The sequence below is a fragment of the Agrobacterium vitis genome (genome assembly GCF_014926405.1).
Taxonomy (GTDB): Bacteria; Pseudomonadota; Alphaproteobacteria; order Rhizobiales; family Rhizobiaceae; genus Allorhizobium; species Allorhizobium vitis_H.
The window spans coordinates 3,231,807-3,257,968 of the sequence record NZ_JACXXJ020000005.1 but is presented as its reverse complement, the minus strand read 5'-3'; the positions used below and the strand labels follow the sequence as shown (position 1 = coordinate 3,257,968).

The 26,162-nt window shown below is 57.1% G+C and carries 26 protein-coding genes; 18 read left to right on the top strand and 8 right to left on the bottom strand.

What is annotated here, in order from left to right; genetic code table 11:
• The first annotated feature begins 17 nt into the window (after positions 1–17).
• On the top strand, positions 18–2,453 hold the full coding sequence (gene gyrB, locus IEI95_RS26505) for a DNA topoisomerase (ATP-hydrolyzing) subunit B (RefSeq protein WP_070152498.1): 2,436 nt from the start codon (positions 18–20) through the stop codon (positions 2,451–2,453).
• A gap of 163 nt (positions 2,454–2,616) precedes the next feature.
• On the opposite strand, the gene IEI95_RS26500 is transcribed toward gyrB, so the two are convergent.
• On the bottom strand, positions 2,617–3,213 hold the full coding sequence (locus IEI95_RS26500; RefSeq protein WP_156531663.1) for a nitroreductase family protein: 597 nt from the start codon (positions 3,211–3,213) through the stop codon (positions 2,617–2,619).
• Positions 3,214–3,633: 420 nt separating this feature from the next.
• Here IEI95_RS26500 and IEI95_RS26495 point away from each other — a divergent pair, with 420 nt between their 5' ends.
• The 9 genes from IEI95_RS26495 (at position 3,634) to IEI95_RS26455 (ending at position 12,814) form a co-directional block, all read left to right on the top strand.
• Entirely contained in the window at positions 3,634–4,929 is a 1,296-nt protein-coding gene (locus IEI95_RS26495) for a polyhydroxyalkanoate depolymerase (RefSeq protein ID WP_156531662.1), read from the top strand.
• 137 nt (positions 4,930–5,066) lie between these two features.
• Positions 5,067–5,513 (top strand): DUF2852 domain-containing protein, encoded by a 447-nt coding sequence (locus tag IEI95_RS26490; RefSeq protein WP_156531661.1) that lies wholly within the window; start codon positions 5,067–5,069, stop codon positions 5,511–5,513.
• Between the two features lie 110 nt (positions 5,514–5,623).
• On the top strand, positions 5,624–6,388 hold the full coding sequence (locus IEI95_RS26485; RefSeq protein ID WP_156531660.1) for a M48 family metallopeptidase: 765 nt from the start codon (positions 5,624–5,626) through the stop codon (positions 6,386–6,388).
• Between the two features lie 41 nt (positions 6,389–6,429).
• Complete coding sequence (locus IEI95_RS26480) at positions 6,430–7,104, top strand: phosphoribosylanthranilate isomerase (protein ID WP_156531659.1); 675 nt, start codon at positions 6,430–6,432, stop codon at positions 7,102–7,104.
• Entirely contained in the window at positions 7,101–8,321 is a 1,221-nt protein-coding gene (gene trpB / locus IEI95_RS26475; RefSeq protein WP_194417209.1) for a tryptophan synthase subunit beta, read from the top strand. Before IEI95_RS26480 ends, trpB begins: the two co-directional genes overlap by 4 nt.
• A gap of 1 nt (position 8,322) precedes the next feature.
• On the top strand, positions 8,323–9,162 hold the full coding sequence (gene trpA / locus IEI95_RS26470) for a tryptophan synthase subunit alpha (protein ID WP_156531658.1): 840 nt from the start codon (positions 8,323–8,325) through the stop codon (positions 9,160–9,162).
• A gap of 134 nt (positions 9,163–9,296) precedes the next feature.
• Positions 9,297–10,217, top strand: coding sequence for an acetyl-CoA carboxylase, carboxyltransferase subunit beta (gene accD, locus IEI95_RS26465; RefSeq protein ID WP_194417208.1), 921 nt, complete (start codon positions 9,297–9,299; stop codon positions 10,215–10,217).
• 107 nt (positions 10,218–10,324) lie between these two features.
• Positions 10,325–11,668 carry a bifunctional folylpolyglutamate synthase/dihydrofolate synthase gene (locus IEI95_RS26460; RefSeq protein ID WP_234890895.1) on the top strand — a complete coding sequence of 448 codons (1,344 nt, stop codon included), beginning with the start codon at positions 10,325–10,327 and terminating at the stop codon, positions 11,666–11,668.
• A 495-nt stretch (positions 11,669–12,163) separates the two neighbouring features.
• The gene (locus IEI95_RS26455; RefSeq protein WP_156531657.1) at positions 12,164–12,814 is read left to right on the top strand and encodes a DUF2161 domain-containing phosphodiesterase; all 651 of its coding nucleotides are present in this window, start codon (positions 12,164–12,166) and stop codon (positions 12,812–12,814) included.
• Between the two features lie 136 nt (positions 12,815–12,950).
• Here IEI95_RS26455 and IEI95_RS26450 read toward each other — a convergent pair whose 3' ends face one another.
• The 5 genes from IEI95_RS26450 to hslV all read right to left on the bottom strand — a co-directional run bounded on the left by IEI95_RS26450 (position 12,951) and on the right by hslV (position 17,675).
• The gene (locus IEI95_RS26450; RefSeq protein WP_156531656.1) at positions 12,951–13,673 is read right to left on the bottom strand and encodes a hypothetical protein; all 723 of its coding nucleotides are present in this window, start codon (positions 13,671–13,673) and stop codon (positions 12,951–12,953) included.
• A gap of 447 nt (positions 13,674–14,120) precedes the next feature.
• Positions 14,121–14,441: a thioredoxin gene (gene trxA, locus IEI95_RS26445; protein ID WP_012654522.1), complete on the bottom strand. Its 321-nt coding sequence runs from the start codon at positions 14,439–14,441 to the stop codon at positions 14,121–14,123.
• A gap of 198 nt (positions 14,442–14,639) precedes the next feature.
• Positions 14,640–15,596 (bottom strand): DUF1402 family protein, encoded by a 957-nt coding sequence (locus IEI95_RS26440; RefSeq protein WP_156531655.1) that lies wholly within the window; start codon positions 15,594–15,596, stop codon positions 14,640–14,642.
• Between the two features lie 173 nt (positions 15,597–15,769).
• The gene (gene hslU / locus IEI95_RS26435; protein ID WP_060718844.1) at positions 15,770–17,077 is read right to left on the bottom strand and encodes an ATP-dependent protease ATPase subunit HslU; all 1,308 of its coding nucleotides are present in this window, start codon (positions 17,075–17,077) and stop codon (positions 15,770–15,772) included.
• Between the two features lie 37 nt (positions 17,078–17,114).
• Positions 17,115–17,675, bottom strand: a complete 561-nt coding sequence (gene hslV / locus IEI95_RS26430) for an ATP-dependent protease subunit HslV (protein ID WP_012654525.1) — start codon at positions 17,673–17,675, stop codon at positions 17,115–17,117.
• Positions 17,676–17,869: 194 nt separating this feature from the next.
• Between hslV and hisB the strand changes: the two genes are divergently transcribed.
• The 7 genes from hisB (at position 17,870) to IEI95_RS26395 (ending at position 22,783) form a co-directional block, all read left to right on the top strand.
• Positions 17,870–18,466, top strand: coding sequence for an imidazoleglycerol-phosphate dehydratase HisB (gene hisB, locus IEI95_RS26425; protein WP_012654526.1), 597 nt, complete (start codon positions 17,870–17,872; stop codon positions 18,464–18,466).
• A gap of 27 nt (positions 18,467–18,493) precedes the next feature.
• Entirely contained in the window at positions 18,494–19,144 is a 651-nt protein-coding gene (gene hisH, locus IEI95_RS26420; protein WP_194417207.1) for an imidazole glycerol phosphate synthase subunit HisH, read from the top strand.
• 24 nt (positions 19,145–19,168) lie between these two features.
• Entirely contained in the window at positions 19,169–19,915 is a 747-nt protein-coding gene (gene hisA / locus IEI95_RS26415; protein WP_156531653.1) for a 1-(5-phosphoribosyl)-5-[(5-phosphoribosylamino)methylideneamino]imidazole-4-carboxamide isomerase, read from the top strand.
• Positions 19,916–20,018: 103 nt separating this feature from the next.
• The gene (hisF, locus tag IEI95_RS26410; RefSeq protein WP_060718847.1) at positions 20,019–20,813 is read left to right on the top strand and encodes an imidazole glycerol phosphate synthase subunit HisF; all 795 of its coding nucleotides are present in this window, start codon (positions 20,019–20,021) and stop codon (positions 20,811–20,813) included.
• Between the two features lie 12 nt (positions 20,814–20,825).
• Complete coding sequence (locus tag IEI95_RS26405; protein ID WP_060718848.1) at positions 20,826–21,140, top strand: phosphoribosyl-ATP diphosphatase; 315 nt, start codon at positions 20,826–20,828, stop codon at positions 21,138–21,140.
• 5 nt (positions 21,141–21,145) lie between these two features.
• Entirely contained in the window at positions 21,146–22,138 is a 993-nt protein-coding gene (gene coaA / locus IEI95_RS26400; RefSeq protein ID WP_012654531.1) for a type I pantothenate kinase, read from the top strand.
• 66 nt (positions 22,139–22,204) lie between these two features.
• Entirely contained in the window at positions 22,205–22,783 is a 579-nt protein-coding gene (locus tag IEI95_RS26395; protein WP_156531651.1) for a DUF3237 domain-containing protein, read from the top strand.
• 36 nt (positions 22,784–22,819) lie between these two features.
• Here IEI95_RS26395 and arfB read toward each other — a convergent pair whose 3' ends face one another.
• Together arfB and IEI95_RS26385 are read right to left on the bottom strand one after the other, a co-directional pair.
• The gene (gene arfB, locus IEI95_RS26390; RefSeq protein WP_194417206.1) at positions 22,820–23,254 is read right to left on the bottom strand and encodes an alternative ribosome rescue aminoacyl-tRNA hydrolase ArfB; all 435 of its coding nucleotides are present in this window, start codon (positions 23,252–23,254) and stop codon (positions 22,820–22,822) included.
• A 175-nt stretch (positions 23,255–23,429) separates the two neighbouring features.
• Complete coding sequence (locus tag IEI95_RS26385; RefSeq protein ID WP_194417205.1) at positions 23,430–25,040, bottom strand: phosphoenolpyruvate carboxykinase; 1,611 nt, start codon at positions 25,038–25,040, stop codon at positions 23,430–23,432.
• A gap of 355 nt (positions 25,041–25,395) precedes the next feature.
• On the opposite strand from IEI95_RS26385, the gene IEI95_RS26380 reads away from it, so the two are divergent.
• Entirely contained in the window at positions 25,396–26,118 is a 723-nt protein-coding gene (locus IEI95_RS26380; RefSeq protein ID WP_087729524.1) for a response regulator transcription factor, read from the top strand.
• The last annotated feature ends 44 nt before the right edge of the window (positions 26,119–26,162 follow it).

The window sequence follows — 26,162 nt, the reverse complement described above, 5'->3', positions numbered from 1 at the left end:
ACTGGAAAGATCGCTGAATGACTGAAACAACCGATGAAGCAAATGCCGCCAGCACTGCCTATGGTGCTGACTCCATCAAGGTGCTGAAAGGCCTCGATGCTGTCCGCAAACGTCCCGGCATGTATATCGGTGATACGGATGATGGGTCCGGCCTGCATCATATGGTCTATGAAGTCGTCGATAACGCCATTGACGAGGCACTTGCCGGTCATGCCGATATTGTCACGGTGACGTTGAACGCGGATGGATCGGTGACTGTGACCGACAACGGTCGTGGTATTCCCACCGACATCCATACCGGTGAAGGCATTTCGGCGGCCGAAGTGATCATGACCCAGCTTCATGCTGGCGGTAAGTTCGACCAGAATTCCTACAAGGTCTCCGGCGGTCTGCACGGCGTTGGCGTCTCTGTGGTCAATGCGCTGTCCGTCAAGCTTTCCATGAAGATCCGCCGCCATGGCAAGGTTCATGAAATGAGCTTCACCCACGGTGTTGCCGATGCACCGCTGGCCGTGACTGGCGATTATCAAGGCCGCTCCGGCACGGAGATCACCTTTCTGCCCAGCACGGAAACCTTTACCCAGGTCGAGTTCGATTATGGAACGCTGGAGCATCGCCTGCGCGAACTCGCCTTCCTCAATTCCGGCGTCCGCATTCTGCTGACCGACAAACGCAAGTCCGATATCCGCCAGGAAGAAATGCTCTATGATGGCGGCCTCGAAGCCTTTGTGCGTTATCTCGACCGTTCGAAAAAGCCGCTGGTCAGCAATCCTGTCGCCATTCGCGGTGAGAAGGATGGCATTACCGTCGAAGTGGCAATGTGGTGGAACGACAGCTATCATGAAAATGTACTGTGCTTCACCAACAACATCCCTCAGCGCGATGGCGGCACGCATATGGCCGGGTTCCGCGGCGCGCTGACCCGCCAGATTACCTCCTACGCTGACAGTTCCGGCATCACCAAGAAGGAAAAGGTCACACTTCAGGGTGAAGACTGCCGTGAAGGCCTGTCGGCTGTTCTGTCCGTCAAAGTACCTGATCCGAAATTCTCGTCGCAGACCAAGGACAAGCTTGTTTCGTCGGAAGTGCGGCCCGTGGTCGAAAGCCTGGTCAACGAAGCGCTCAGCACCTGGTTCGAGGAACATCCGACCGAGGCAAAGATCCTTGTGGGCAAGGTGGTGGAAGCTGCCGTTGCCCGCGAAGCCGCCCGCAAAGCCCGCGAGCTGACCCGCCGCAAAGGCGCCTTGGATATCGCCTCGCTGCCCGGCAAGCTCGCCGACTGCTCCGAACGTGATCCGGCCAAATCCGAACTTTTCCTGGTCGAGGGTGACTCTGCTGGTGGTTCTGCCAAGCAAGGCCGCTCGCGTGAGCGCCAGGCGATCCTGCCACTGCGCGGTAAGATCCTTAATGTGGAACGCGCCCGTTTCGACAAGATGCTGTCCAGCCAGGAAATCGGCACGCTGATTACCGCGCTTGGCACGTCCATCGGCAAAGACGAGTTCAATGCCGACAAGTTGCGCTATCACAAAATCATCATCATGACCGATGCTGACGTCGACGGCGCGCATATTCGCACATTGCTTCTGACCTTCTTCTTCCGCCAGATGCCGGAACTGATCGAGCGCGGCCATCTCTATATCGCCCAGCCGCCGCTCTATAAGGTCACACGCGGCAAATCCATTCAGTATCTGAAGGATGAAAAGGCGCTGGAAGAATATCTGATCGGCATGGGCCTGGACGATGCTTCGCTGAAGCTCGGCAGCGGCGAAGTGCGCGCTGGACAGGATCTGCGCGAAGTGGTGCAGGACGCGCTACGTCTTCGCAGCCTGATCGATGGATTGCATTCGCGCTACAATCGCAATGTCGTGGAACAGGCCGCCGTCGTCGGTGCATTGAATCACGAACTGACCGCCAACCGCGAACGGGCCGAGCAGACGGCGGCGGAAGTCGCCAAGCGTCTCGACCTGATTGCCGAGGAAACCGAACGGGGCTGGGAAGGCTTCGTGACCGAAGAGGGCGGCCTGCGCTTCGAGCGCATGGTGCGTGGTGTCAAGGAAGTGGCGGCGCTGGATGTGGCGCTGATTGGTTCGTCAGACGCCCGCCATATCGACCAGCTCGCCACCCGCTTGAACGATATCTATGGCCAACCGCCAGTCCTGACCCGCAAGGATGGTCAGCAGACCATTTCCGGTCCGCGCAACCTGCTGGATGCCGTGTTCTCCTTCGGTCGCAAGGGCCTATCCATGCAGCGCTATAAGGGTCTTGGCGAGATGAACGCCGAGCAGCTGTGGGAAACCACGCTCGATCCGAATGTGCGCTCACTGTTGCAGGTCCGGGTCAATGACGCCACCGATGCTGACAGCCTGTTCTCCCGCCTTATGGGCGATGAAGTGGAGCCGCGTCGCGATTTCATCCAGGAAAACGCCCTGAATGTCGCCAATCTGGACATTTGACGGACCTCACAGGTAGTAAAATAAAAAGGCCGTGCTTTGTAAAAAAGCACGGCCTTTTTCGTGACTCACGTGAAACATTCGGCCTTACAGCACCGCACAGGCTGCCTTTGGTGGACGGTGCCACAAGAGAAGGATCATTTCACTGACCCTTCCGAATAGCCGTTCAGGCCTTGAATTTACCCTCAAAAACCACGGTTTCCAGTGGTTTGCGGTCATTGGGCACTTCCTTCGCCTGCAAGCCTTCCGGCAGGATCGATTTATCCCCCAGCTTGCCAATGGCAACGGCGGCTTCGATATGGAAATCGGAGGGAACACCAAGCACATTGGCAGCCTTGTCGAAATCCACGCCGGTCATGCCATGGGCATGGAAGCCGGAATGGATGGCCTGAAGTGCCAGATAACCCCAGGCGGCGCCAGCATCGAAGCTGTGGCTGCGCGAAGGCTTCGGCGCGGAGCCGTCGGGAGAGCGGCTCAGCGTATCGGAAATGACGAAAACCAGAGCGGAGGCATTCTTGGCCCAGCCTTGGTTGAATTCGATCAAGGCGCCCAGCAGGGCATCAAAATGATCGTCGCCCTTCAAGGCATAGACGAAGCGCCAGGGCTGGTAGTTAAAAGCCGACGGCGCCCAATGAGCCGCTTCAAGAATAGTCAGCAATTCGGTTTTGCTCATGGTCTCGCCTGTGAAGGCACGGGGCGACCAGCGATCCAGGAAGATCGGGTGAATGTCATGGGTGGCGTTACGATGATTGCTGCTTGTCATTATCAAACCTCAAAAATGTGGGAGTCTCGAAACAAGGTGGCACAGGGGTCGCATCATTGCGATCAGCATATGTATCCCGAGACATTGTCACTGATTTTACGGCAGAGTTGCGAAACACCTGACCAAACCTCTTCGCGGCACATAGGGTGTGTGGCCGCAACCGGCAAGGTGTGGCAACCAAGGCCGAAACGCACCGGAAAGCTCCATCACTCCTTTGTCAAGGTGTGAAATCCCATGGACGGATTCGCGCAATAAAATCTATGAAGTATAAAGGTTTCTGTGCATACTATCTGGTCAATGGTCGATAGTGGTGGGGGTTAAGCAATTTCTTTACCCCTTTGAACTCTGGCCGGAACCTTGGCTCGACTGGTCCAGTTTAGCTTTGGATGAGTGACAACAGGGAAGAGGCGGATCGCATCGATGTTTTATCAACTGTATGAAATGAATCACGCAGCCATGGCTCCTTTGCGTGCCACGGCAGATGCCATGCGTCTAGCCTTCCGCAATCCGCTGAACCCGCTGACTCACACCGTTATCGGCCGGACAATGGCCGCAGGCTTCGAGGTGATCGAGCGCAACACGCGGCGCTATGGCAAGCCCGAATTCGGTCTTCCGACCACGGTGGTCGACGGATCGCCTGTGAAGATCACTGAGGAAGTCACGTGGTCCAAGCCGTTCTGCAATCTCATTCATTTCAACCGGAGCCTGACCCAGCCCCGGAGTAACGACCCAAAAATCCTGATCGTCGCGCCGATGTCAGGCCATTACGCCACCTTGCTGCGCGGCACGGTCGAGGCCTTGCTGCCGAGTGCCGATGTTTATATTACCGACTGGATCGATGCCCGCATGGTGCCGATGACGGACGGAACTTTCGACTTCGATGACTATGTCGATTACGTGATCGAGATCCTGCATCATCTCGGCCCAAACACCAATCTCGTCGCCGTCTGCCAGCCCTCCGTTCCCGTCCTGGCTGCCGTGGCCCGCATGGAGGCGGAAAACGATGAATTCGTGCCATCCTCCATGACATTGATGGGTGGCCCGATCGATACGCGCATCAATCCGACAGCCGTTAATGAGCTGGCGAAGAACAAGCCGATTGAGTGGTTTGAGGAAAACGTCATCATGAACGTTCCTTGGCCACAGCCGGGCTTCCTGCGGCCCGTCTATCCGGGCTTCCTTCAGCTTTCAGGATTCATGTCGATGAATCTTGATCGGCATATGATTGCCCAGAAAGATTTCTATGTGCATCTGGTGAAGAACAACGGCGATTCCGCCGAAAAGCACCGGGAATTCTATGATGAATATCTGTCGGTCATGGACCTGACGGCTGAGTTCTATCTGCAAACGGTGGAAGCCGTGTTCATGCGGCATTCCCTGCCGAAGGGCGAGCTGATGCATCGTGGCAAACCGGTCGATTGCGGCGCCATCCGCAATGTGGCTCTTTTGACGGTCGAAGGGGAGAACGACGATATTTCCGGCGTCGGCCAGACAAAGGCGGCACAAACGCTCTGCACCAATCTCGCCGATGACAAGCGCATGCATTACATGCAGCCGGATGTCGGCCATTATGGCGTCTTCACAGGGTCTCGGTTCCGTCGCGAGATCGCACCGCGTATCGTTGCTTTTGCCAAGCAGCATTCCAATCAACCGACCTCGGCTGTAAAGCGGGCAACGATGGTAAAGCGCGTCATCAAGGGTGGAAAATCGACCTAAGGGGAAATCGAATTTCCCGAATTCTTCGAGTGCTTTAGCAAATTGAAAACGACGCACGCTTGAAGGTTGTATCCGCCATTCCCATCTCGAATATGTCCGGTCGCATGGTGCTTGTCGGACACAACGAGGATAATGGAATGAACCAATCAGCATTGCTGCGTCCGGGCTGGACGCCTGCGACGATTGCCATGATGGTGCTCGGCTTCGTGATCTTCTGGCCGCTTGGCCTTGCCATGCTTGCCTATATTTTATGGGGCGATCGCTTCCGCACATCGAAACGGAACGCAAATGAGGCTATGGACGCCATGTTTTCAAAATGCTGCGGCAGCCGCCGGTCACGTAATCGCAACCGCTTTAGCGCCTCCAGTGGTAACCTCGCCTTCGATGAATGGCGTGTCGCCGAGCTGGAGCGTATCGAGCAGGAACGCCGCAAGCTTGAAGAAATGCGTGAAGAATTCGAGGCCTATGTCCTGGAATTGCAGCGCGCCAAGGATCAGGATGAATTCAACCGCTTCATGAACCAGCGCAATGCCAACCGCCGCGATGATCGTGGCAGCGATGTCCAGACCTTCACTCCGGACTGACCATCATGTGATTTTGCAAAGGCCGAGATCCTTTTGGATCTCGGCCTTTTTTATGGCTCTCGATAAGGGATATAAGGCCATGACTGGAGCGAATCAGGTAAAAGACCCGGATGTTTCCCTTGTTTTTGCGAAGCCCGACCAGAGTGGCAAAAAAGCCGAAAGTGCCAGAGAGCCGTGAGCTGTTGGTGGCTGGCCGACCTGTGCCGCTTGCCATTCGCGAAAACCTGCGCGCCACCCGCATCACCCTGCGGATCGAGCCCGGTGGTCGGGGCCTGAAAATGACCATTCCCAAAGGGGTGCGCCAAGGCGACGTCAACGATTTTATCGAGCGGCATCGTGGCTGGCTGGAAAACAAGTTAGCCCGCTTTTCCGATGATACGAAAGTCAGGGCAGGGGGCGTGATTTCACTGCGCGGCGTTGCGCATCGTATCGAGCATACCGGCCAGCTGCGCGGCGTGACCCAGGTGCAGATGGAAAATGGCGAACCGGTGATCCGCATCAGCGGCCTGCCGGAACACGCCGGTCGTCGGCTGTCGGCTTTTCTGAAAAAGGAAGCGCGGCTTGATCTTGAGCGGCTGGTCGCCATCCATACCGGGCGACTTGGAAAACCGTCAAAGAGCCTGGCGCTGAAGGACACCCGAAGCCGTTGGGGCTCTTGCTCCTGGGAGGGGAATTTAAGCTTTTCCTGGCGCATCGTCATGGCGCCACCCTCGGTGATCGATTACCTTGCCGCCCATGAGGTGGCGCATTTGAAGGAAATGAACCATGGCCCGCAGTTCTGGGCGCTTTGCAAACGTCTGTGCCCCGGCATGGACGAGGCCAAGAGCTGGCTCAAGCGGCATGGATCGGAACTGCATGCCCTCGATTTTGACTGATTTGGCTCGACTCCGAGCCGATTTCATGTCACTTCGCTGACATGAAACCTGATGTCAAAATTTGCGGATTGAAGACCGAGGAAGCCGTCGAAAAGGCTGTCAGCCTGGGGGCCACCCATGTCGGCTTCATCTTCTTTGAGAAAAGTCCAAGACATATCGAACCCGATATCGCCGGACGCATTGCCGAAAAGGCGCGGGGCAGGGCGAAGATCGTTGCCGTCACCGTCGATGCGGATACCGATGACCTTGATGATATCGTCTATCTGCTGAAGCCGGATATTCTGCAATTGCATGGCCATGAAAGTCCGGAACAGGTGCTGACCATCAAGGCGCTCTACGGCCTTCCTGTCATGAAAGTGTTTTCCATCCGCGAACCCGCTGATCTTTTGCAGATCGATGCCTATATAGGGATAGCAGACCGTTTTCTGCTGGATGCCAAGGCGCCTGAAGGCTCCGATCTGCCGGGCGGCAATGGTGTCACCTTCGATTGGCGTCTGCTGCGCGATCTTGACGCAGACGTCGATTACATGCTTTCGGGTGGGCTCAACAAGGACAATGTCGGGCAAGCTCTTGCCGAGACGGCAGCGCGAGGCCTGGATGTGTCTTCCGGCGTCGAAAGCGCGCCGGGCGTCAAGGATCTCGAACGGATGGATCAGTTCTTCGCCGCCGTCAGGCTGGCAACGGCCACAGCGCCGGTTTCAGGGAGTGTACAGTGAACCAGAACCCAATTCCGAATTCCTTCCGGTCCGGGCCGGATGAAGATGGCCGTTTCGGCATTTTCGGAGGCCGCTTCGTGGCCGAAACCTTGATGCCGCTGATCCTGGATCTGCAGGCGGAGTGGGAAAATGCCAAGACCGACCCCAGCTTCAAGGCTGAACTCGATCACCTCAACACCCATTATACCGGGCGTCCGAGCCCGCTCTATTTTGCCGAGCGGCTGACGGCGGAGCTTGGTGGTGCCAAGATCTATTTCAAGCGCGACGAGTTGAACCATACCGGTTCGCACAAGATCAACAATTGTCTCGGCCAGATCCTGCTGGCCAAGCGCATGGGCAAGACCCGGATCATCGCCGAGACCGGTGCCGGTCAGCACGGCGTGGCCTCGGCCACTGTCGCAGCCCGCTTCGGCCTGCCCTGCATCGTCTATATGGGCGCCACCGATGTGGAGCGCCAGGCGCCGAACGTCTTCCGCATGAAGCTGCTCGGCGCGGAAGTCCGCCCGGTGAGTTCAGGGCATGGCACCTTGAAGGATGCGATGAACGAGGCCCTGCGCGACTGGGTCACCAATGTCGATGATACCTATTACATGATCGGCACGGCTGCCGGTCCGCATCCCTATCCGGAAATGGTCCGCGAGTTCCAGTCGGTGATCGGCAAGGAATCCCGCGATCAGATGATGGCTGCCGAAGGCCGCCTGCCGGATATGCTGGTGGCTGCTGTCGGTGGTGGGTCCAACGCTATCGGCCTGTTCCATCCGTTCCTCGATGATGAGAGCGTACGGATGATTGGCGTCGAAGCTGGTGGCAAAGGGCTGGATGGCAATGAGCATTGCGCCTCGCTGACTGCTGGCACCCCTGGCGTCCTGCATGGCAACCGCACCTATTTGCTGCAAGACAGCGACGGGCAGATCAAGGATGGCCATTCGATTTCGGCCGGGCTTGATTATCCGGGTATCGGTCCGGAACATTCCTGGTTGAAGGATATCGGCCGGGTGGAATATGTGCCGATCATGGATACCGAAGCGCTGGAGGCTTTCCAGCTTTTAACCCGCACCGAAGGTATTATTCCGGCGCTGGAGCCCAGCCACGCCCTGGCCGAGGTGATGAAGCGCGCTCCCAAAATGGGCAAGGACGAGATCATCCTGATGAACCTCTGTGGGCGCGGCGACAAGGACATCTTCACGGTCGGCAAGATTCTGGGAATGGGGCTCTGAAATGACGCAGCGTATGGACAAGCGGTTCGCCGATCTGAAGGAAGAGGGCCGTCCGGCTCTCGTCACTTATTTCATGGGCGGCGATCCGGATTTCGAAACGTCACTCGCGATCATGAAGGCCTTGCCGCAGGCAGGTGCCGATGTGATCGAGCTGGGTATGCCGTTTTCCGACCCAATGGCCGATGGTCCAGCTATCCAAATGGCCGGTCAGCGCGCCCTGAAGGCCGGGCAGACCCTGGTAAAAACCCTGGATATGGCGCGGGAATTCCGCAAGGCCGATCAGGCTACGCCGATCGTCATGATGGGGTATTACAATCCGATCTATGTTTACGGCGTCGAAAAATTCCTGGATGACGCGCTGGACGCGGGCATTGACGGTTTGATTGTCGTCGATCTTCCGCCGGAAATGGACGATGAATTGTGCCTGCCCGCGCGCAAGCGCGATATCAATTTCATCCGTCTGGCGACGCCGACCACGGATGAGAAGCGCCTGCCGATGGTGCTGCAAAATACCTCTGGATTCGTCTATTATGTATCGATGAACGGCATTACGGGCTCCGCTTTGCCCGATCCGTCCAAGGTTGCCGGTGCTGTCGGGCGGATCAAGGCCCATACCGATCTGCCGATCTGCGTTGGCTTCGGCGTGAAGACGGCGGAACATGCAAGGCTGATTGGGGCCAGCGCCGATGGCGTCGTGGTTGGCACGGCCATTGTCAATCAGGTCGCATTGAGCCTGACCAAGGATGATAAGGCGACGGCGGATACGGTGCAATCGGTGGTAACCCTAGTGCGTGGGCTGGCAAGCGGCGTCCAGACCGCTCGGCTTGCGGCTGCGCAATAGTCCTTCTAAAATGGGCTATTGCCTTGGAAGACGCGGAGCCTGAGCGGGCTCCACCTCTTCCTGATTGTCTGTTTTCAGCCTTTTCGGATGCCGGCCTGCCGATCCCGGAAGTGCGCGATCAAGGAGTATTCAAAGTGAACTGGATTACCAATTACGTTCGCCCCCGCATCAATTCCATGCTGGGCCGTCGCGATGTTCCGGACAATCTCTGGATCAAGTGCCCCGAAACCGGCGAAATGGTTTTTCATAAGGATCTGGAAGAGAACAAGTGGGTTGTTCCCGCCTCCGGCTATCACATGAAAATGCCCGCCAAGGCGCGGCTGGCTGATCTGTTCGATGGCGGCAAGTACGAAGCTTTCGCCCAGCCGAAAGTGGCGCAGGACCCGCTGAAGTTCCGCGATTCCAAGAAATACAGCGACCGCCTGAAGGATAGCCGCACCAAGACCGAGCAGGAAGACACGATTGTCGCCGGTCTCGGCACGGTTGAAGGCCTGAAGCTGGTGGCCGTCGTGCATGAATTCAACTTCATGGGCGGCTCGCTGGGTATTGCTGCCGGTGAGGCCATCGTCAAGGCGTTCGAGCGGGCCATTGCGGAAAAATGCCCACTGGTGATGTTCCCGGCTTCGGGCGGCGCGCGTATGCAGGAAGGCATCCTGTCGCTGATGCAATTGCCGCGCACTACGGTTGCCGTCGATATGCTGAAGGAAGCAGGCCTGCCTTACATCGTTGTGCTGACCAATCCGACCACGGGTGGCGTGACAGCCTCTTATGCCATGCTGGGCGATCTCCATATCGCTGAGCCGGGTGCCGAAATCTGCTTTGCTGGTAAGCGCGTGATCGAGCAGACCATCCGCGAAAAGCTGCCGGAGGGGTTCCAGACCTCGGAATACCTGCTGGAGCACGGCATGGTCGATATGGTGGTCAAGCGCCACGATATTCCGGCCACCCTGGCCCGCACCCTGAAAATCCTGACGAAGCAGCCCGCAACGGTGGTTGGCGCCAATGACGACAAGACCTTGTCGGTCATTGAGGCCTCGCGCGCCGTTTCCGCCTGATCAGCTTGGGTGATACAGTGACGGCATGTGCCGGATGACATGCTTAAAGCCGGGAGCAGTTTACTGCTTCCGGCCCTTAAAACGACTTGCAAGCCTGGAAACGCCCCATGATAGAGAATACGCTGAGCCAGGCTGAACAGGTCATCAACGAATTGATGCAGTTGCACCCCAAGGGTTTTGACATGACCCTTGAGCGTATGCGGCGCTTGCTCGAAGTGTTGGGCAATCCGCAGGACAAGTTGCCGCCGGTGATCCATGTGGCTGGCACCAATGGCAAAGGCTCCGTCAGCGCATTTTCCCGGGCGTTGCTGGAAGCTGGCGGCCTTGCCGTTCATGTCCACACCTCCCCGCATCTGGTCAATTGGCACGAGCGCTACCGGATTGGCGTCAAAGGCGGTAAAGGGCAGATCGTTGACGATGGATTGCTGGCCGATGCCTTGAGACGAGTGGCGGTCGCCAATGCGGGCCAGCACATCACCGTTTTTGAAATTTTGACGGCTGCCGCTTTCCTGCTGTTTTCTGAAATTCCCGCTGATGCGGTGATTATGGAAGTCGGCATGGGTGGACGTCTGGATTGTACCAATGTGGTGGACCGGCCAGCCGTCTCCGTCATCATGCCGATCTCTTTTGACCATCAGGCCTATCTGGGCGACCGGGTGGAGCTGATCGCTGCCGAGAAAGCCGGGATCATGAAAAGACGGCGACCGGTGGTGATCGGCCATCAGGAATTTGCCGCCGCCCGCGAGGCGCTGGTGGATATTGCCGAGCGATTGGGCTGTCCGCTCTCGGTGTTCGGTCAGGATTATCTGGCGTTCGAGGAGCATGGACGGCTGGTCTATCAGGATGAAACGGGCCTGATGGATCTGCCCCTGCCAAAACTGCCGGGCCGCCACCAGTTTGCCAATGCCGCAGCGGCCATCCGTGCCGTGCGCTCCGCTGGCTTCACTGTTACCGAAGCGATGGCTGAGGCCGCGATGCACAGCGTCGAATGGCCGGGCCGCCTGCAAAAGCTGACGGAAGGCGCGTTGCTGGCCCATGGGCCGAAGGGTGCCGAAATCTGGGTGGATGGCGGCCATAATCCCGGTGCCGGAGAGGTGATCGCCGAGGCCATGGCAGGCTTTGAAGAACGTCAGTCCCGCCCGCTCTACCTGATCACCGGCATGCTCAACACCAAGGACCCCCTTGGCTATTTCAAAGCCTTTGAAGGCCTGGCCATCCAGGCCTTCACCGTGCCAATCCGCGGCACCGACGCTGCCTTGGACCCGGTGGCGCTGGCCAGCTCCGCCTACGATGCCGGAATTCCGGCAGAGCCGGTGTCATCGGTTGCGGAAGCGCTTGAGGCGATCTGTAGCCGGGTTAATGCAGAAGAGATTGCCCCGCGAATCCTGATTGGTGGCTCGCTTTATGTGGTCGGCAATGTGCTGGCGGACAATGGCACGCCGCCGAGATAGGGTTTGCCTTGGGAAAAGTGGAACCCAGCTTTCCCAAAAGACAAACGAAAACAATTAAATATGATGATGGCTGTTCAATGTCAGAGTCCATGACTCAAACGTTTTGATATTCCGCGTACCCCCTCTGTCCTGCCGGACTTAGCCCTACGCATGGCTTCGGGCGTTCGTCAGTACAATCGATCCACTGGATCGATTGTTCGGCTGCGCCGACCCTTTCTCACCCCACTCAAGGAGGGAGATCAACCCGGATTTGGCCTTGCGAATCGCATTATCGCTCCCAGCGTATCGGTGATCACGACCTATCCGTAAACTTAAGCTGTAACGTCTATCCGATCTCCCTCCTTGAGGGGGAGATGTCCGGCAGGACAGAGGGGGGTAAGCCGCGTATCAAAACGTTCGCGTCACGTCCTGCCTGACATTACGATAAACAATGTTTCCTCACCGGCATCGTTATAGAGTAGCCGAGTGATTCTCCGGCCCAATGCGCGATCCCCCATGGAAACATCCCTTTATCTCCCTGTGAAATCGTTTCTCGAAAAAGCAGGCTATACCGTCAAAGGCGAAATCGGCGGCTGTGATCTTGTGGGCCTGAGCGCTGACGATCCATCCGTCGTGGTGATTTGCGAACTGAAACTGAGTTTCAATCTGGAACTCATCCTTCAGGCCGTAGACCGGGCAGCCATATCCGACGAGGTCTGGATTGCCGCGAAAATCTCGGCCAAGGGCAGGGGGCGGGAGGCCGACAAGCGCTACCGCGACCTCTGCCGCCGTCTCGGCATCGGTATGCTCGGCGTGTCCGCCAGCGGCGAGGTCAGCATCATCGTCGGCTCCGTCTCGCCCATGCCACGCACCAATCCCAAACGACGCTCCCGCCTGATGCGCGAACACCAGACCCGGCGCGGCGATCCCGCCCTTGGTGGCAGCACACGAATGCCTGTGATGACCGCCTATCGCCAGAACGCCCTTGCCTGCGCCGCAATTCTTTCCGGCGGGCCAATGCGGGTTGGCGATGTGCGCAAGACGGTGCCGGATGCGGGGAAGATTTTGCTGTCGAATGTCTATGGTTGGTTTGAGCGGGTCGAGCGTGGGGTTTATGGGTTGACGGATTCAGGGCGAGATGCGCTGAGGCGGTGGCCGCAGGGGTAGGGCATCTGTAAGATTTTCTCTTAAGGGCCGCTAGATGACCGGCAGGCTACAGCAAACAACCCTGCGAAGCGGACATTCATACGAGCAACAAGCGCCGCAGTGATCAGCCTTCACTAAAGCGGGAAAATCCATGGTGTCAGGTATCTCGTAGGGTTTTGAGCTTTAGGTCAATTGGATGCATCAAGCGAGAGCCCGCTCGGCTCGGCCCGGAAACTTTACGCAGGACATCTACGAGCGCTTGCTTGTAAGGTTCACCATCCGACGCAATCGCCATGACGCTCAAATTGCCGTGAAAGACGATAAGAGCTGCCACGATCGACTTCATGTCGGAGTTATAGTGCAGCCAGAATTGATCCGCCGAAGTCTTCTTGCCTTGCTGGAGTTGAGAAAACTTTGGCAAGATGCTGAGATGCGCATGGTATGTCTCTTCATTGAGGCCACCATTGAGATACCACTGTGTATATAACGTGCCATCAAGCTCAATCGGCCTCCCCATGAGTTCTGCAAACACCGCCAAAGCAATCTTGCCAGCGAAAGCATCCAGATGCGCGGCTGTGACGGAACCATTGGCTTTGATCTCAACCACATTCCTAAGTAGCCCACGGCTATTCACATATCGGGACTTCGCTTTCTCAATTGAAGCTATTTCCTGATAGACTCGAGGAGCTTGCTTTATTACAGATGGCAGAACCCTCTTCATTTGCTTAATCTTCCATCCCTTCTCGTCAAAAGGATGGATCAATGATAGCATCTGCGCTACGGCGTCTGCTCCACGACTACCCTCATTGCAATCCGAGCATGTGGGGAATTCCCAGCCACTGGGACGGTCTTTGTCTTTAAAAAGTCCGCGTGGCGGCATGTGCTCTATCGTGCTCGCATCAGTATTGGGGCAGTAGATGCATCTCGGGTGTGATGAGAGGATCTCCTGCCGCCGACGGCTTTTTTGTTTCTCCTCCCCCACTATCACTGCTCCTGTAGCGTCCGCGTTTGTAGAATTGCTCGGTCTGGGAGTGCCCAGACCTTTGAAGCATGATGTGGACTCGCGCCCCTAAGGGCAAGCCTGCGAGGGTCCTCTCCTCCATTCCCGTGTAACCAGATAGTAGTACAAATGTCCTCCGAATCCTGCGCCTGCCTGCCAGCCCAGCGTGGTGCCATGAATCGGGTGCAGTAGATTAAAGTAACGCTCCCAACGACCGCGATAAAGGCACACAGCCGTCATTCATCCGGTGATTTACATTCCTAGAATGATCGCACAAAAAAGCCCGGCAAAACCGGGCTTCTTCGCGCACTAGTTTCTAGCAGCCACTCAAGCAGCGCCAGCGATCCAGCTGGACAGGGCCGTCTTCGGAGCGGCGCCAACCTTGATGTCAGCCACTTCGCCGCCCTTGAACATGGCGAGCGTGGGGATGGAGCGGACGCCGAATTTGGCGGCGAGTTCTGGGTTTTCGTCAATGTTGAGCTTGGCGATCTTGACCTTGCCAGCCATTTCCGTGGAGATTTCATCCAGGCTGGGGGCGATCATCTTGCAGGGGCCGCACCATTCGGCCCAGAAGTCCACCACGACAGGCTCTACAGACTGTAGAACTTCCGCTTCGAAATTGCTTGCATCGACTTTTACCGTAGCCATTGGCTGCTCCTTGGAGAATTCCTGTTGTCACATATATGATGGTTATTGTGAGGATTTCAACTTAAAGCGCATTGCAATTGTCGGGCGTCAGCCAAGACAAAACGTTATAGCCCCGCGCTGATTTTTGTTTCGCGTGGCGACGCGGTCCAAATGCTTGAGTTTGCAGAGGACATTACAAAGATGAGGCCCTCACAGGGCCTAGAGCAGGCCTTCAAGTTCTTTCAGCCGGTCATTGACCAGCCAGCCATAGTAATTTTCTTCCGGCAGGCCGCCACGACGTCCCAGCGCCCGCGCCCGCGCCTCGGAATTCCCGACATTGTAAAGCGTCGCCGTCAGGCCGGGATTGTTGGAAATATCCACATTGGCATAGGTTTTATAGTCATCGATGGATTTGCGGATGATCGCCGCGATATAGGCGAGTGACGTATCCGGGTCCATGATGGCCTTATAGAGCCCTGCCGCATCCTTCTCGTCCAGCTTGGGATAGCCTGATGTCTTGTGGACCATATCGGTTAGCATTAATGCCGTCAGCGGATTGATCTGGCCAAGGCCAAATGTCTGCCCGGCATAGAACGGCTGGAAAAACACCGCGCTGAAGCGGTTGTTGGGAAAGCTCTTGTTGCCGACCCGCTTGCCCTGGAACTTGTCTTCCCAGACATTTTCCCGGCAGGTCCAGAGTTTTGCCGAATCCTTCAAGTCGGCGCAAGCGGCAAATTCCGGGCGGGCGACGAAATCATCGACATCCTCGCCATCATAGGCAAAGCGGAACGTGTGACCGGCATAAGAGGCGGCCTTCACATAGTAGCTCTGCAATGTATCGTAGGCATCGACATTATAGGTGTGCTCACCGACCAGCGCACCAACGATATGGATCGGGTCGATATCATAGGCCGCCGCGGTTTTCTTGATCTTGCCGATCAATTGGCGGTCCTTGATGAGAAGATCGCGAATCTTCTCGTATTTCAGATCGAAGGTGGTCTTGGTTTCCTTGGTGCGCTGCTTCGATGCGCCGGGAATGGGCGGCTGTTCAGCATTGCGATTGCCCGCAGGCACTATTCGCACCTCGGCAGCCTGGATTTCCGGCACGAAGGCAGCGGAAAAAGCACATGAAACCGAAAGAATAAAGACCAGAGCTAAGCGACGCACCATTTCCATCCCGTATATATTGCAGATCGGAACGATGTTTCACCAACCCGATACCGCCTTGCCCTATTACGGCGAGCGGCCCTCCTTATAGAGGGAGGGCCGGTGCTGTCGACTCTCGGCTGGTCACAAGGCCGAATTAGGGCGGTGATTTGCCGATTTCACCCCATTCCGGTGCGAAAACATCACAGAATATAGCGCGACAGATCCGCATCGGCGGCGATTTCGCCGACATGCTCGCGCACATAGGCCGAATCGATCATCACTTTCGCACCGCCGCGATCCGGCGCGTTGAAGGAAATGTCGTCGAGCACCCGCTCCATCACCGTCTGCAAACGCCGCGCGCCGATATTTTCAATCGAGCTATTGAGGTTGACGGCAACATCCGCCAGCGCGTCGATGGCATCCTCGGTAAACTCGAGATCCAACTGTTCAGTGGCCATCAGCGCGATATATTGACGAATGAGGCTGGCCTCGGTTTCCGTCAGAATCCGGCGAAAATCCTCCTTGGTCAGTGCCTTCAACTCCACCCGGATCGGCAACCGGCCCTGCAATTCCGGCAGGAGGTCGGACGGCTTGGAGACATGGAAGGCCCCCGACGCGATAAACAGGATATGGTCGGTCTTCACCGGCCCGTATTTGGTGGCAACTGTCGTGCCTTCCACCAGGGGCAGAAGGTCGCGCTGCACACCTTCGCGCGACACACCGGCGCCCATGGCGCCTTCGCGGTTGGCGATCTTGTCGATTTCGTCCAGGAAGACGATGCCATCGTTTTCAACCGACTTTACCGCCTCGCGCTGGATCACTTCATTGTCGATCAGCTTGTCGGATTCGTCGCGGATCAGATCGGCGTAGGAGGTCTTGACGGTGGTGCGGACCTTTTTGGTGCGGCCGCCCATCGCTTTGCCAAACATGTCGGAAAGGTTGAGAATGCCGACATTGGCCCCCGGCATGCCGGGAATCTCAAAGCCCGGCATGCCGGAGCTTGTCTCTGCAACCTCGATATCGATTTCCTTGTCGTCCAGCTCTCCGGCCCGCAGTTTCTTGCGGAAGCTATCACGGGTGGCGGGCGAGGCGGTGGCGCCGACCAGCGCATCCAGCACCCGTTCCTCGGCCCCGGCATGGGCCTTGGCTTCCACCTCCAGCCGCTTCTTTTCCTTGATCAGGCCGATGCCAATTTCCACGAGATCACGGATGATCTGTTCCACATCGCGGCCGACATAGCCGACCTCGGTGAATTTCGTGGCCTCGACCTTGATGAAGGGTGCGCCCGCCAGTTTGGCGAGGCGTCGGGAGATTTCGGTCTTGCCGACGCCGGTCGGGCCGATCATCAGGATGTTCTTGGGCATGACCTCGTCGCGCAGGCTCTCATCGAGCTGCTGGCGGCGCCAGCGGTTGCGCAGCGCAATCGCCACGGCACGCTTTGCATCGTTCTGACCGATGATATAGCGGTCGAGTTCCGAGACGATTTCGCGGGGTGAAAAAGTTGTCATTGAGATTACACCTGGGAAGAGGGGAAAAGGAGGGCGGTCAGTTGGCGCTTTCCAGCGTTTCGACCAGCACGTTTTCATTGGTATAAACGCAGATATCGGCAGCGATTTTCATGGCCTTGCGCGCCACTTCTTCCGCCGACTTTTCGGTATCCATCAAGGCCAGAGCCGCAGCCAGCGCGTAATTGCCGCCTGAACCGATGGCAATCGTGCCATGTTCGGGTTCCAGCACATCGCCATTGCCGGTAATCGCCAGTGTCACCGTTTTGTCGGCCACCAGCATCATCGCTTCCAGATTGCGCAGATATTTGTCGGTGCGCCAGTCCTTGGCAAGCTCGACGGCGGCGCGCATCAACTGACCCGGATATTGCTCCAGCTTCTTTTCCAGCCGTTCCAGCAGGGTGAAGGCATCCGCGGTCGCTCCGGCAAAACCGGCGATCACTTCGCCCTTGCCAATGCGGCGCACCTTGCGGGCATTGCCCTTCATCACTGTCTGACCAAGGCTGACCTGTCCGTCACCGGCCATCACCACCATGCCGCCCTTGCGCACCGTGATAATCGTGGTGCCATGCATGGTTCCATAGGGATTATGTTCGCTCATATCGATCCGTTCCAGTCCATCGCCGTCCAATCCGGCGCTTCGATTGACCTTTATGTAAGCGGCCAAAAGACAATTGCAAACGCCAAGACGGTTGGTCGCTATCCCGATGCCGGATCGCCGAAAAACCCGGCTCGTCCTGCTGGATATTTCAACCCCCGCCTGATAAGGAACGGCATCTTTTCAAGGAGAAGGCCATGGCAGAGAGCCGCAGCGCCAGCATTTCGCGCAAGACCAACGAAACCTCGGTCTCGGTTTCCGTCACTATCGACGGCACCGGCACTTCGAAGATTTCGACGGGGGTTGGTTTCTTCGACCACATGCTGGACCAGCTCAGCCGCCATTCGCTGATCGATATGGATATCGACGTGACGGGCGACCTGCATATCGACGATCACCACACCGTCGAAGACACCGGCATTGCCATCGGCCAGGCGATTTCCAAGGCATTGGGCGATCGGCGTGGCATCGTACGCTATGCCTCGATTGATCTTGCCATGGACGAGACGATGACCAAGGCGGCCATTGATGTTTCGGGACGGCCTTTCCTGGTTTGGAACGTCGCGTTTTCGGCACCGAAGATCGGCACATTCGACACCGAACTGGTGCGGGAATTCTTTCAGGCGCTGGCGCAGAATGCCGGTATTACCCTGCATATCCTCAATCATTATGGCGCTAATAACCATCATATCGCCGAAACCTGCTTCAAGGCCGTCGCCCGCGCCCTGCGCAGCGCGACCGAAATTGACCCCCGCCAGGCGGGCCGCATTCCGTCCACCAAGGGAATGCTGTAAACGATCAAGTTGAGGATCTGAACCTCCATGCGTGTTGTGATTATTGACTACGGATCGGGCAATCTGCGCTCCGCCACCAAGGCGTTCGAGCGGGCCTCCCGGGAATCCGGCCTTGATGCCGAAATCGAACTGACCGACAAGGCAGACCGGGTGGCAACCGCCGACCGGATCGTCTTGCCCGGCGTCGGTGCCTATGCAGATTGCAAGCGGGGCCTCGATGCGGTGCCCGGCATGCATGAAGCGCTGATCGAAGCGGTCGAGGTCAAGGCCCGCCCCTTCCTCGGCATCTGCGTCGGGATGCAGCTGATGTCGTCGCGCGGTTTGGAAAAAACCGTGACCGAAGGCCTCGGCTGGATCAAGGGCGATGTGGTGGAAATGACCCCTTCCGATCCGGGCCTGAAGATCCCGCAGATCGGCTGGAACACGCTGACACTTGCCCGTCCGCATCCGCTGTTTGACGGGATTGCCACCGGTAATGATGGGCTGCATGCCTATTTCGTCCATTCCTACCATCTGGCGGCCAGCAATGCCGATGAGATCATTGCGACGACCGATTACGGCGGCTCGATGACCGCTTTTGTGGGGCGTGACAATATGGCAGGCGCGCAATTCCATCCGGAAAAGAGCCAGACACTGGGTCTCCAGCTGATTTCTAATTTTCTCAATTGGGTGCCGTGAGCCCGTGCCGATGGATAGCATACGATGATCCTCTTTCCCGCCATCGACCTTAAAGACGGCCAATGCGTTCGCCTCAAGCTGGGCGATATGGAGCAAGCCACGGTCTACAATCCCGACCCCGGTGCACAGGCCAAGGCCTTTGAAGACCAGGGCTTTGAATGGCTGCATGTTGTTGATCTGAACGGCGCCTTTGCCGGTGAAAGCGTCAATGGCGCGGCGGTGGATGCCATTCTCAAGGCCACGAAAAATCCGGTCCAGCTGGGCGGCGGCATCCGCAGTCTTGCCCATATCGAGACCTGGCTCCAGCACGGCCTGTCGCGCGTTATTCTCGGCACGGTCGCCGTGCGTGATCCGGCGCTGGTGATTGAGGCTTGCAAGCTTTTCCCCGGCAAGATCGCTGTTGGCATCGATGCCAAGGGTGGCAAGGTGGCCGTGGAAGGCTGGGCGGAGGCCTCTGAACTCGGCGTGGTCGAGCTGGCGAAGAAGTTTGAAGGCGCAGGCGTTGCGGCAATCATCTATACGGATATCGACCGGGACGGCATTCTGACTGGAATAAACTGGGCTTCGACGCTGGAACTGGCGGAGGCTGTCTCCATTCCTGTCATCGCGTCTGGCGGGTTGGCGTCAATAGAGGATATCCGCCGGATGCTGGAGCCGGATGCGCGCAAACTGGAAGGTGCAATTTCCGGTCGCGCCCTTTATGATGGGCGGATTGATCCGGCGGAAGCGCTGGCCTTGATTGCCAATGCGAAAAAGGATGCCATCCTGTGACACTCAAGGCCCGCATTATTTCCTGTCTCGACGTGAAGGATAGCCCGCGATGCCCGCAGCCGCAAAGCGGCGAGGACACGCAAGCAAAAAGAGAGGCCATCCTGTGACACTCAAGGCCCGCATTATTCCTTGTCTCGACGTGAAGGATGGCCGAGTCGTCAAGGGCGTGAACTTTGTTGATCTGATTGATGCCGGTGATCCTGTCGAAGCGGCCAAGGCCTATGACGCAGCCGGTGCCGATGAGCTTTGCTTTTTGGACATTACCGCCTCATCTGATAATCGCGAGACGATTTTTGATGTCGTCGCCCGCACCGCAGATCATTGCTTCATGCCGGTCACGGTGGGGGGCGGTGTGCGGGCGGTCGGCGATATTCGCAAGCTGCTGCTGGCCGGGGCCGATAAGGTTTCAATCAACTCGGCAGCCGTGAGTAATCCCGATTTTGTCGCTGAAGCCGCCGATAAATTCGGCAATCAATGTATTGTGGTTTCCATTGATGCAAAACGTCGCCGAAGCCAGGCCAGCGGTGGCGACAATCTCAGCGCCTGGGAGATTTATACCCATGGAGGGCGCAATGCGACCGGCATTGACGCTGTCGAATTTGCGGTCAAAATGGTCGAGCGCGGCGCAGGCGAATTGCTGGTCACGTCAATGGATCGTGACGGCACCAAAAGCGGTTATGATTTGGAACTGACCCGCGCCATTGCCGATGCGGTTAGGGTGCCGGTGATTGCCTCTGGCGGCGTTGGCACGTTGGATGATCTGGTGGCGGGCGTCAGGCAAGGCCATGCCACTGCCGTTCTCGCGGCGTCGATTTTCCATTTCGGGACCTATTCGATAGCCGAGGCCAAGGCTCATATGGCCAATGCCGGTATCCCCATGCGTCTCGACCAGGCCTGAAAGGGCAATTTCATGACCACATTCACGCTGTCCGATCTGGAGACCATCGTCGCCACCCGTGCCAAGGCCTCACCGGATGAAAGCTGGACAGCAAAGCTGGTGACGGCAGGCCAGGACAAGGCCGCCAAGAAGCTTGGCGAAGAGGCTATCGAGGCGGTGATGGCAGCGGTCAAAAATGATCGCGCCAACCTGATCTATGAGAGTGCCGATTTGCTTTATCACCTGTTGGTCGTATTGAAAATTGCCGATATCCCGATAGAAACGGTGATGGAAGAGTTGCAACGGCGCACCGCCCAATCGGGCCTCAGCGAAAAGGCCAGTCGGTAGGACAGATGACGACAGCGATCAGGCAGGCCGAGGGGGAGGAAGCCCTTGATCATTTCCAGGTAGGCAGCTACTCGCCCTATCTGTTCTTTTCGTCGGAGGAATGGGCGCGGTTTCGCGCCGATACGCCGCTGACCTTGACCCTGGACGAAGTACATCGCCTGCGATCCATCGATGACCCGATCGATCTTGCCGAGGTACGGCGGATCTATCTGGCGCTGTCGCGGCTGTTATCCTCGCATGTCGAATCGTCCCAATTGCTGTTTGAGCAGCGTAACCGCTTTCTCAGCACCAATGTGACCAAGACGCCGTTCATTATCGGTATTGCCGGGTCGGTGGCGGTGGGCAAATCCACCACGGCGCGCGTGCTGAAGGAGCTTTTGGCCCGCTGGCCTTCCAGCCCGAAAGTTGATCTGGTCACCACCGATGGCTTTCTGTATTCGAACGCGACGCTGGTGCGCGACAACAAGCTCAATCGCAAAGGGTTTCCCGAGAGTTACGATACGGCGGCTTTGCTGCGGTTTCTGTCGGCCATCAAGGCTGGGCAACAGAATGTCAAGGCGCCCCGCTATTCGCACCTGACCTATGACGTGCTGCCTGATCAACATACCATCATCGACCGCCCGGATATCCTGATTTTCGAGGGCATCAATGTGCTGCAATCGCGCGATCTGCCGCGAGATGGCAAGATCGTGCCGATGGTCTCGGATTTCTTCGACTTCTCGATCTATATCGATGCTGAGGAAAGCCTGATCCACAATTGGTACGTAAAGCGATTCATGAAGCTGCGCCAAACGGCCTTCCGCGATCCGAATTCCTACTTTCACCGTTATGCGACGATCAGCGAAGATGAAGCTTCAACCATTGCCGAAAATCTCTGGAGCCACATCAACCTGATCAATCTGCGCGACAATATCCAGCCGACCCGGCCCCGGGCCGATTTGATCCTGCGCAAGGGAGAAAATCATCTGGTTGAACAGGTGGCGCTGCGAAAATTATAGGGCACTGCGCCCATCTATTATTATAAATTGATGTTTTCATGAGGTTTTATCTCTGGGAGGAGAGTTATGACATTCATTGATCCCAACAAAGCCGCACCGGTTTCCGGCAGGCGTGTGTTTCTGGGTGCGGCAGCGGCGGCGATAGCCGCGACCGCCGCAGGGCAGAGCGGACAGGCAGCGGATACAAAAACCGGCGGCGGTCCGCTATCAGACATTCCCATCGTTTTGCCCCAGACAGAGTTCGTCTATGAGGCGATTTTTACCCTTCAGGATATGATTGAGATGGGTGCGTCCCCGCAGGGAGACAGGCGTATCATCAATATCACCGGCGGTGAATTTGCCGGACCTCGGATCAAGGGTAAGGTCATGCCTGGAGGTGCGGACCGGCAAGTGCTGCGCAAGGACGGTGTGCGCCTTCTCAATGCGCTCTATGAATTGCAGGCGGATGACGGTGCCATCATTACCGTCAACAACAGGGTCTTGATCGACCGCCAGCCGGACGGCACGCAATATGCTTTTTCGCATATCGATATTACCGCACCTGATGGACCGCATGACTGGCTGAACCGCCGTGTCTTTGTCGGCACCCTGCACAGCCTGCGACCCAAGCCAATGGTGCTGATTCGGGTCTTCAGTCTGGTTTAAGACCAAGGCTGAAGGTCTTCCACGCTTGGAAAGCGATCAATCCTGCCCCGGTTTCTCGCGCATTTTCTTGATTTCGCCGCGTCCCACCTTTGCCCTCAACCTACGTTCGATCGAACCCTTGGTGGGTTTGGTCTTCCGGCGCGGCGGTGGCGGCGGTTTGGCTGCTTCGAGCAGCAATTCCTTTAGCCGTTCGCGGGCATCTTCCCGATTTCGCTCCTGGCTTCGAAAGCGGCTGGCCGCGATCAACAACACGCCTTCTTTGGACAGCCGTCGGCCTGCCAATTTGATGGCATTGGTCTTGATACGGTCCGGGAGCGAGGGAGAGCTTGTCAGCGGGAAGAACAATTGGACGGCGGTCGAGACTTTGTTGACATTTTGCCCACCCGGACCACCAGCCAGCACGAATTGCTCGGTCAGTTCCCAACCGGCAATCGTAATCCTGTCATTGATATAGAGCGGTTCGCTCGCCATGGTCCTGTCCAGCCTTTTCGCCGTGAGGCTGTAGCGGAAAACGCCAGTTCAGGCAAATCTCGGCTCTCTGGTATCATAACTGGATTTCCGTGCTGTTTTTCTGGAGCAGATGCACCATGGAAAAAGCCCGGCGATGATCATCGCCGGGCTTTCCAAATCGTCACACGTGAAACGTTTACTGCGCAGCAACAGCCAGAACCGGAGCCGCATCGCGAACATTGCTGTCCACATGGGCTTCGAATTTCTCGAAATTGGCGATGAACATGCCGACCAGTTTCTTGGCCTGCGCGTCATAGTCTGCCCCATTTGCCCAGGTCGAGCGGGGGTCGAGAATGCTAGTATCGACGCCTTCGACAGAAACCGGTACCGCGAAACCGAAATTGGCATCGGTGCGGAACTCGACCTTCTTCAACTCACCGGAGAGAGCCGCCGTCAGCAGCGCCCGAGTTGCCTTGATCGGCATACGGTTACCAACGCCGTAGGCACCGCCGGTCCAGCCAGTGTTGACCAGCCAGCAATCCACTTCGTGGCGGGCAATCAACTCCTTGAGCAGATTGCCATATTCTGCCGGATGACGCGGCATGAACGGTGCGCCGAAGCAGGTCGAGAAGGTTGCTTCCGGCTCGGTTACGCCGCGCTCCGTGCCAGCCACTTTCGCAGTGTAGCCGGAAAGGAAGTGGTACATCGCCTGTTCTGGTGTCAGCTTGGCGATCGGCGGCATGACGCCGAAGGCATCTGCGGTCAGCATGATGATGGTCTTCGGATGCCCGGTGCGGCCGGTGGGCGAGGCATTGGGAATGAAGTTCAGCGGATAGGCGCAACGGGTATTTTCGGTCTTCGAGCCATCGTTGAAATCCGGGACCCGGTTTTCATCCAGAACAACATTTTCCAGCACCGTGCCGAACCGCTTGGTGGTGGCGTAGATTTCCGGCTCAGCTTCTGCCGACAGACGGATGGTCTTGGCGTAGCAGCCGCCTTCGAAGTTGAAGATGCCGTCTTCGCCCCAACCATGCTCGTCATCGCCAATCAGCGTGCGGGCCGGATCAGCCGACAGCGTGGTTTTGCCGGTGCCGGACAGACCGAAGAACACAGCCGAATCGCCAGCCGGGCCAACATTGGCCGAGCAATGCATCGGCATGACCTGTTTGGCGGGCAGCATGTAGTTGAGCGCCGTGAACACCGACTTCTTCATTTCACCGGCATAGTAGGTACCGGCGATCAGCACGATATTGTTGGTGAAGTCGCAGGCGATGACCGTTTCGGTGCGGCAGCCATGACGGGCCGGATCAGCCTTGAAGCTGGGCAGGTCGATAATGGTGAATTTCGCTTCGAAATCGGCAAGCGCGGCGCGTTCCGGACGAATCAGCAAGTTACGAATAAACAGCGAATGCCATGCGAGTTCCGTTACCACGCGGGTTGGCAAAGCGTTGGCGGCATCGGCGCCGCCAATCAGATCCTGGACGAACAGGGTCTTGCCAGCCACATGCGCCAGCATGTCCTGATGCAGAATGTCGAAATGCTCCTTCGACATCGGCTTGTTATTGTCCCACCAGATCTGGCTGTCGGTATTGGCGTCACGCAGGATGAACTTGTCCTTGGGCGAGCGGCCCGTATGCTGTCCGGTCTCGGCCAAAAGCGCGCCGTCCGCTGTCAGCACGGCTTCACCATTGCGGATCGCATGCTCATAAAGGGCGGCGTGCAGCAGATTATAATGGACATTGGCGGCCTTGCCCAAGCCAATGGTCTCGATCCCAAGACGGCTATTGTTCACTCCAAGCTCCTCCATGATGCAATTCCTTCTTCAGCGGGATAGCTAGATAATTATGGGTCAACGCTAATGACCGAATTTTAAAAACGCAAGAGTAAAATCTTGAAAACATCAATAATATCATATATTTAATCGTTTTAAACTGGTATGTTAGTTTTAAATCGGTTCAGTTTAAAGGCGATGCGCGTTTGTCTTTTGCCGTCGAAACGAGACGGGGTTGAAGCCGGAGACGCCAGCCTCCTTTATCTTTGCCACAATTTGTTCCACCTTTACCCTCATGAAGCGCTTCGCGGCCCCTATATGGAATGGGGCTGCGGGCCGTCACCTTCTTGATGGGCGGTGACGGCAATCGGTAATGACGGAGATAAACGGCATGCAGACAATTGCGCTTGTTGACGACGACCGGAATATTCTGACGTCGGTTTCGATCGCTCTCGAAGCCGAGGGCTATAAGGTCGAAACCTATACGGATGGAGCTTCGGCGCTGGACGGGCTTCTGGCGCGGCCGCCACAGCTGGCAATCTTCGATATCAAGATGCCGCGCATGGATGGGATGGAGCTTTTACGCCGCCTGCGTCAGAAGTCCGATATCCCGGTGATTTTCCTGACCTCCAAGGATGAGGAAATCGATGAATTGTTCGGCTTGAAAATGGGGGCCGACGACTTCATCACCAAGCCGTTTTCGCAGCGCCTGCTGGTGGAGCGGGTCAAGGCCATTCTGCGCCGTGCGGCCAATCGCGAGACTGGAAACGCACCCGGCAATGTCAAGAGTGCTGCCGAGCAGCAGGCCCGCAACCTGGAGCGCGGCCAACTGGTCATGGACCAGGAGCGCCATACCTGCACCTGGAAAGGCGATCCGGTCACGCTGACAGTCACTGAATTTCTGATCCTGCATTCGCTGGCCCAGCGGCCCGGCGTGGTGAAAAGCCGCGACGCGCTGATGGATGCCGCCTATGACGAACAGGTCTATGTCGATGACCGCACCATTGACAGCCATATCAAGCGCCTGCGAAAGAAGTTCAAAATGGTGGACAATGATTTCGACATGATCGAAACGCTGTACGGCGTTGGATACCGCTTCCGCGAAACGGCCTGATGCCGCCTGCGGGCATTGCTTGCGGATTGAGAGCCTGGCAGGTT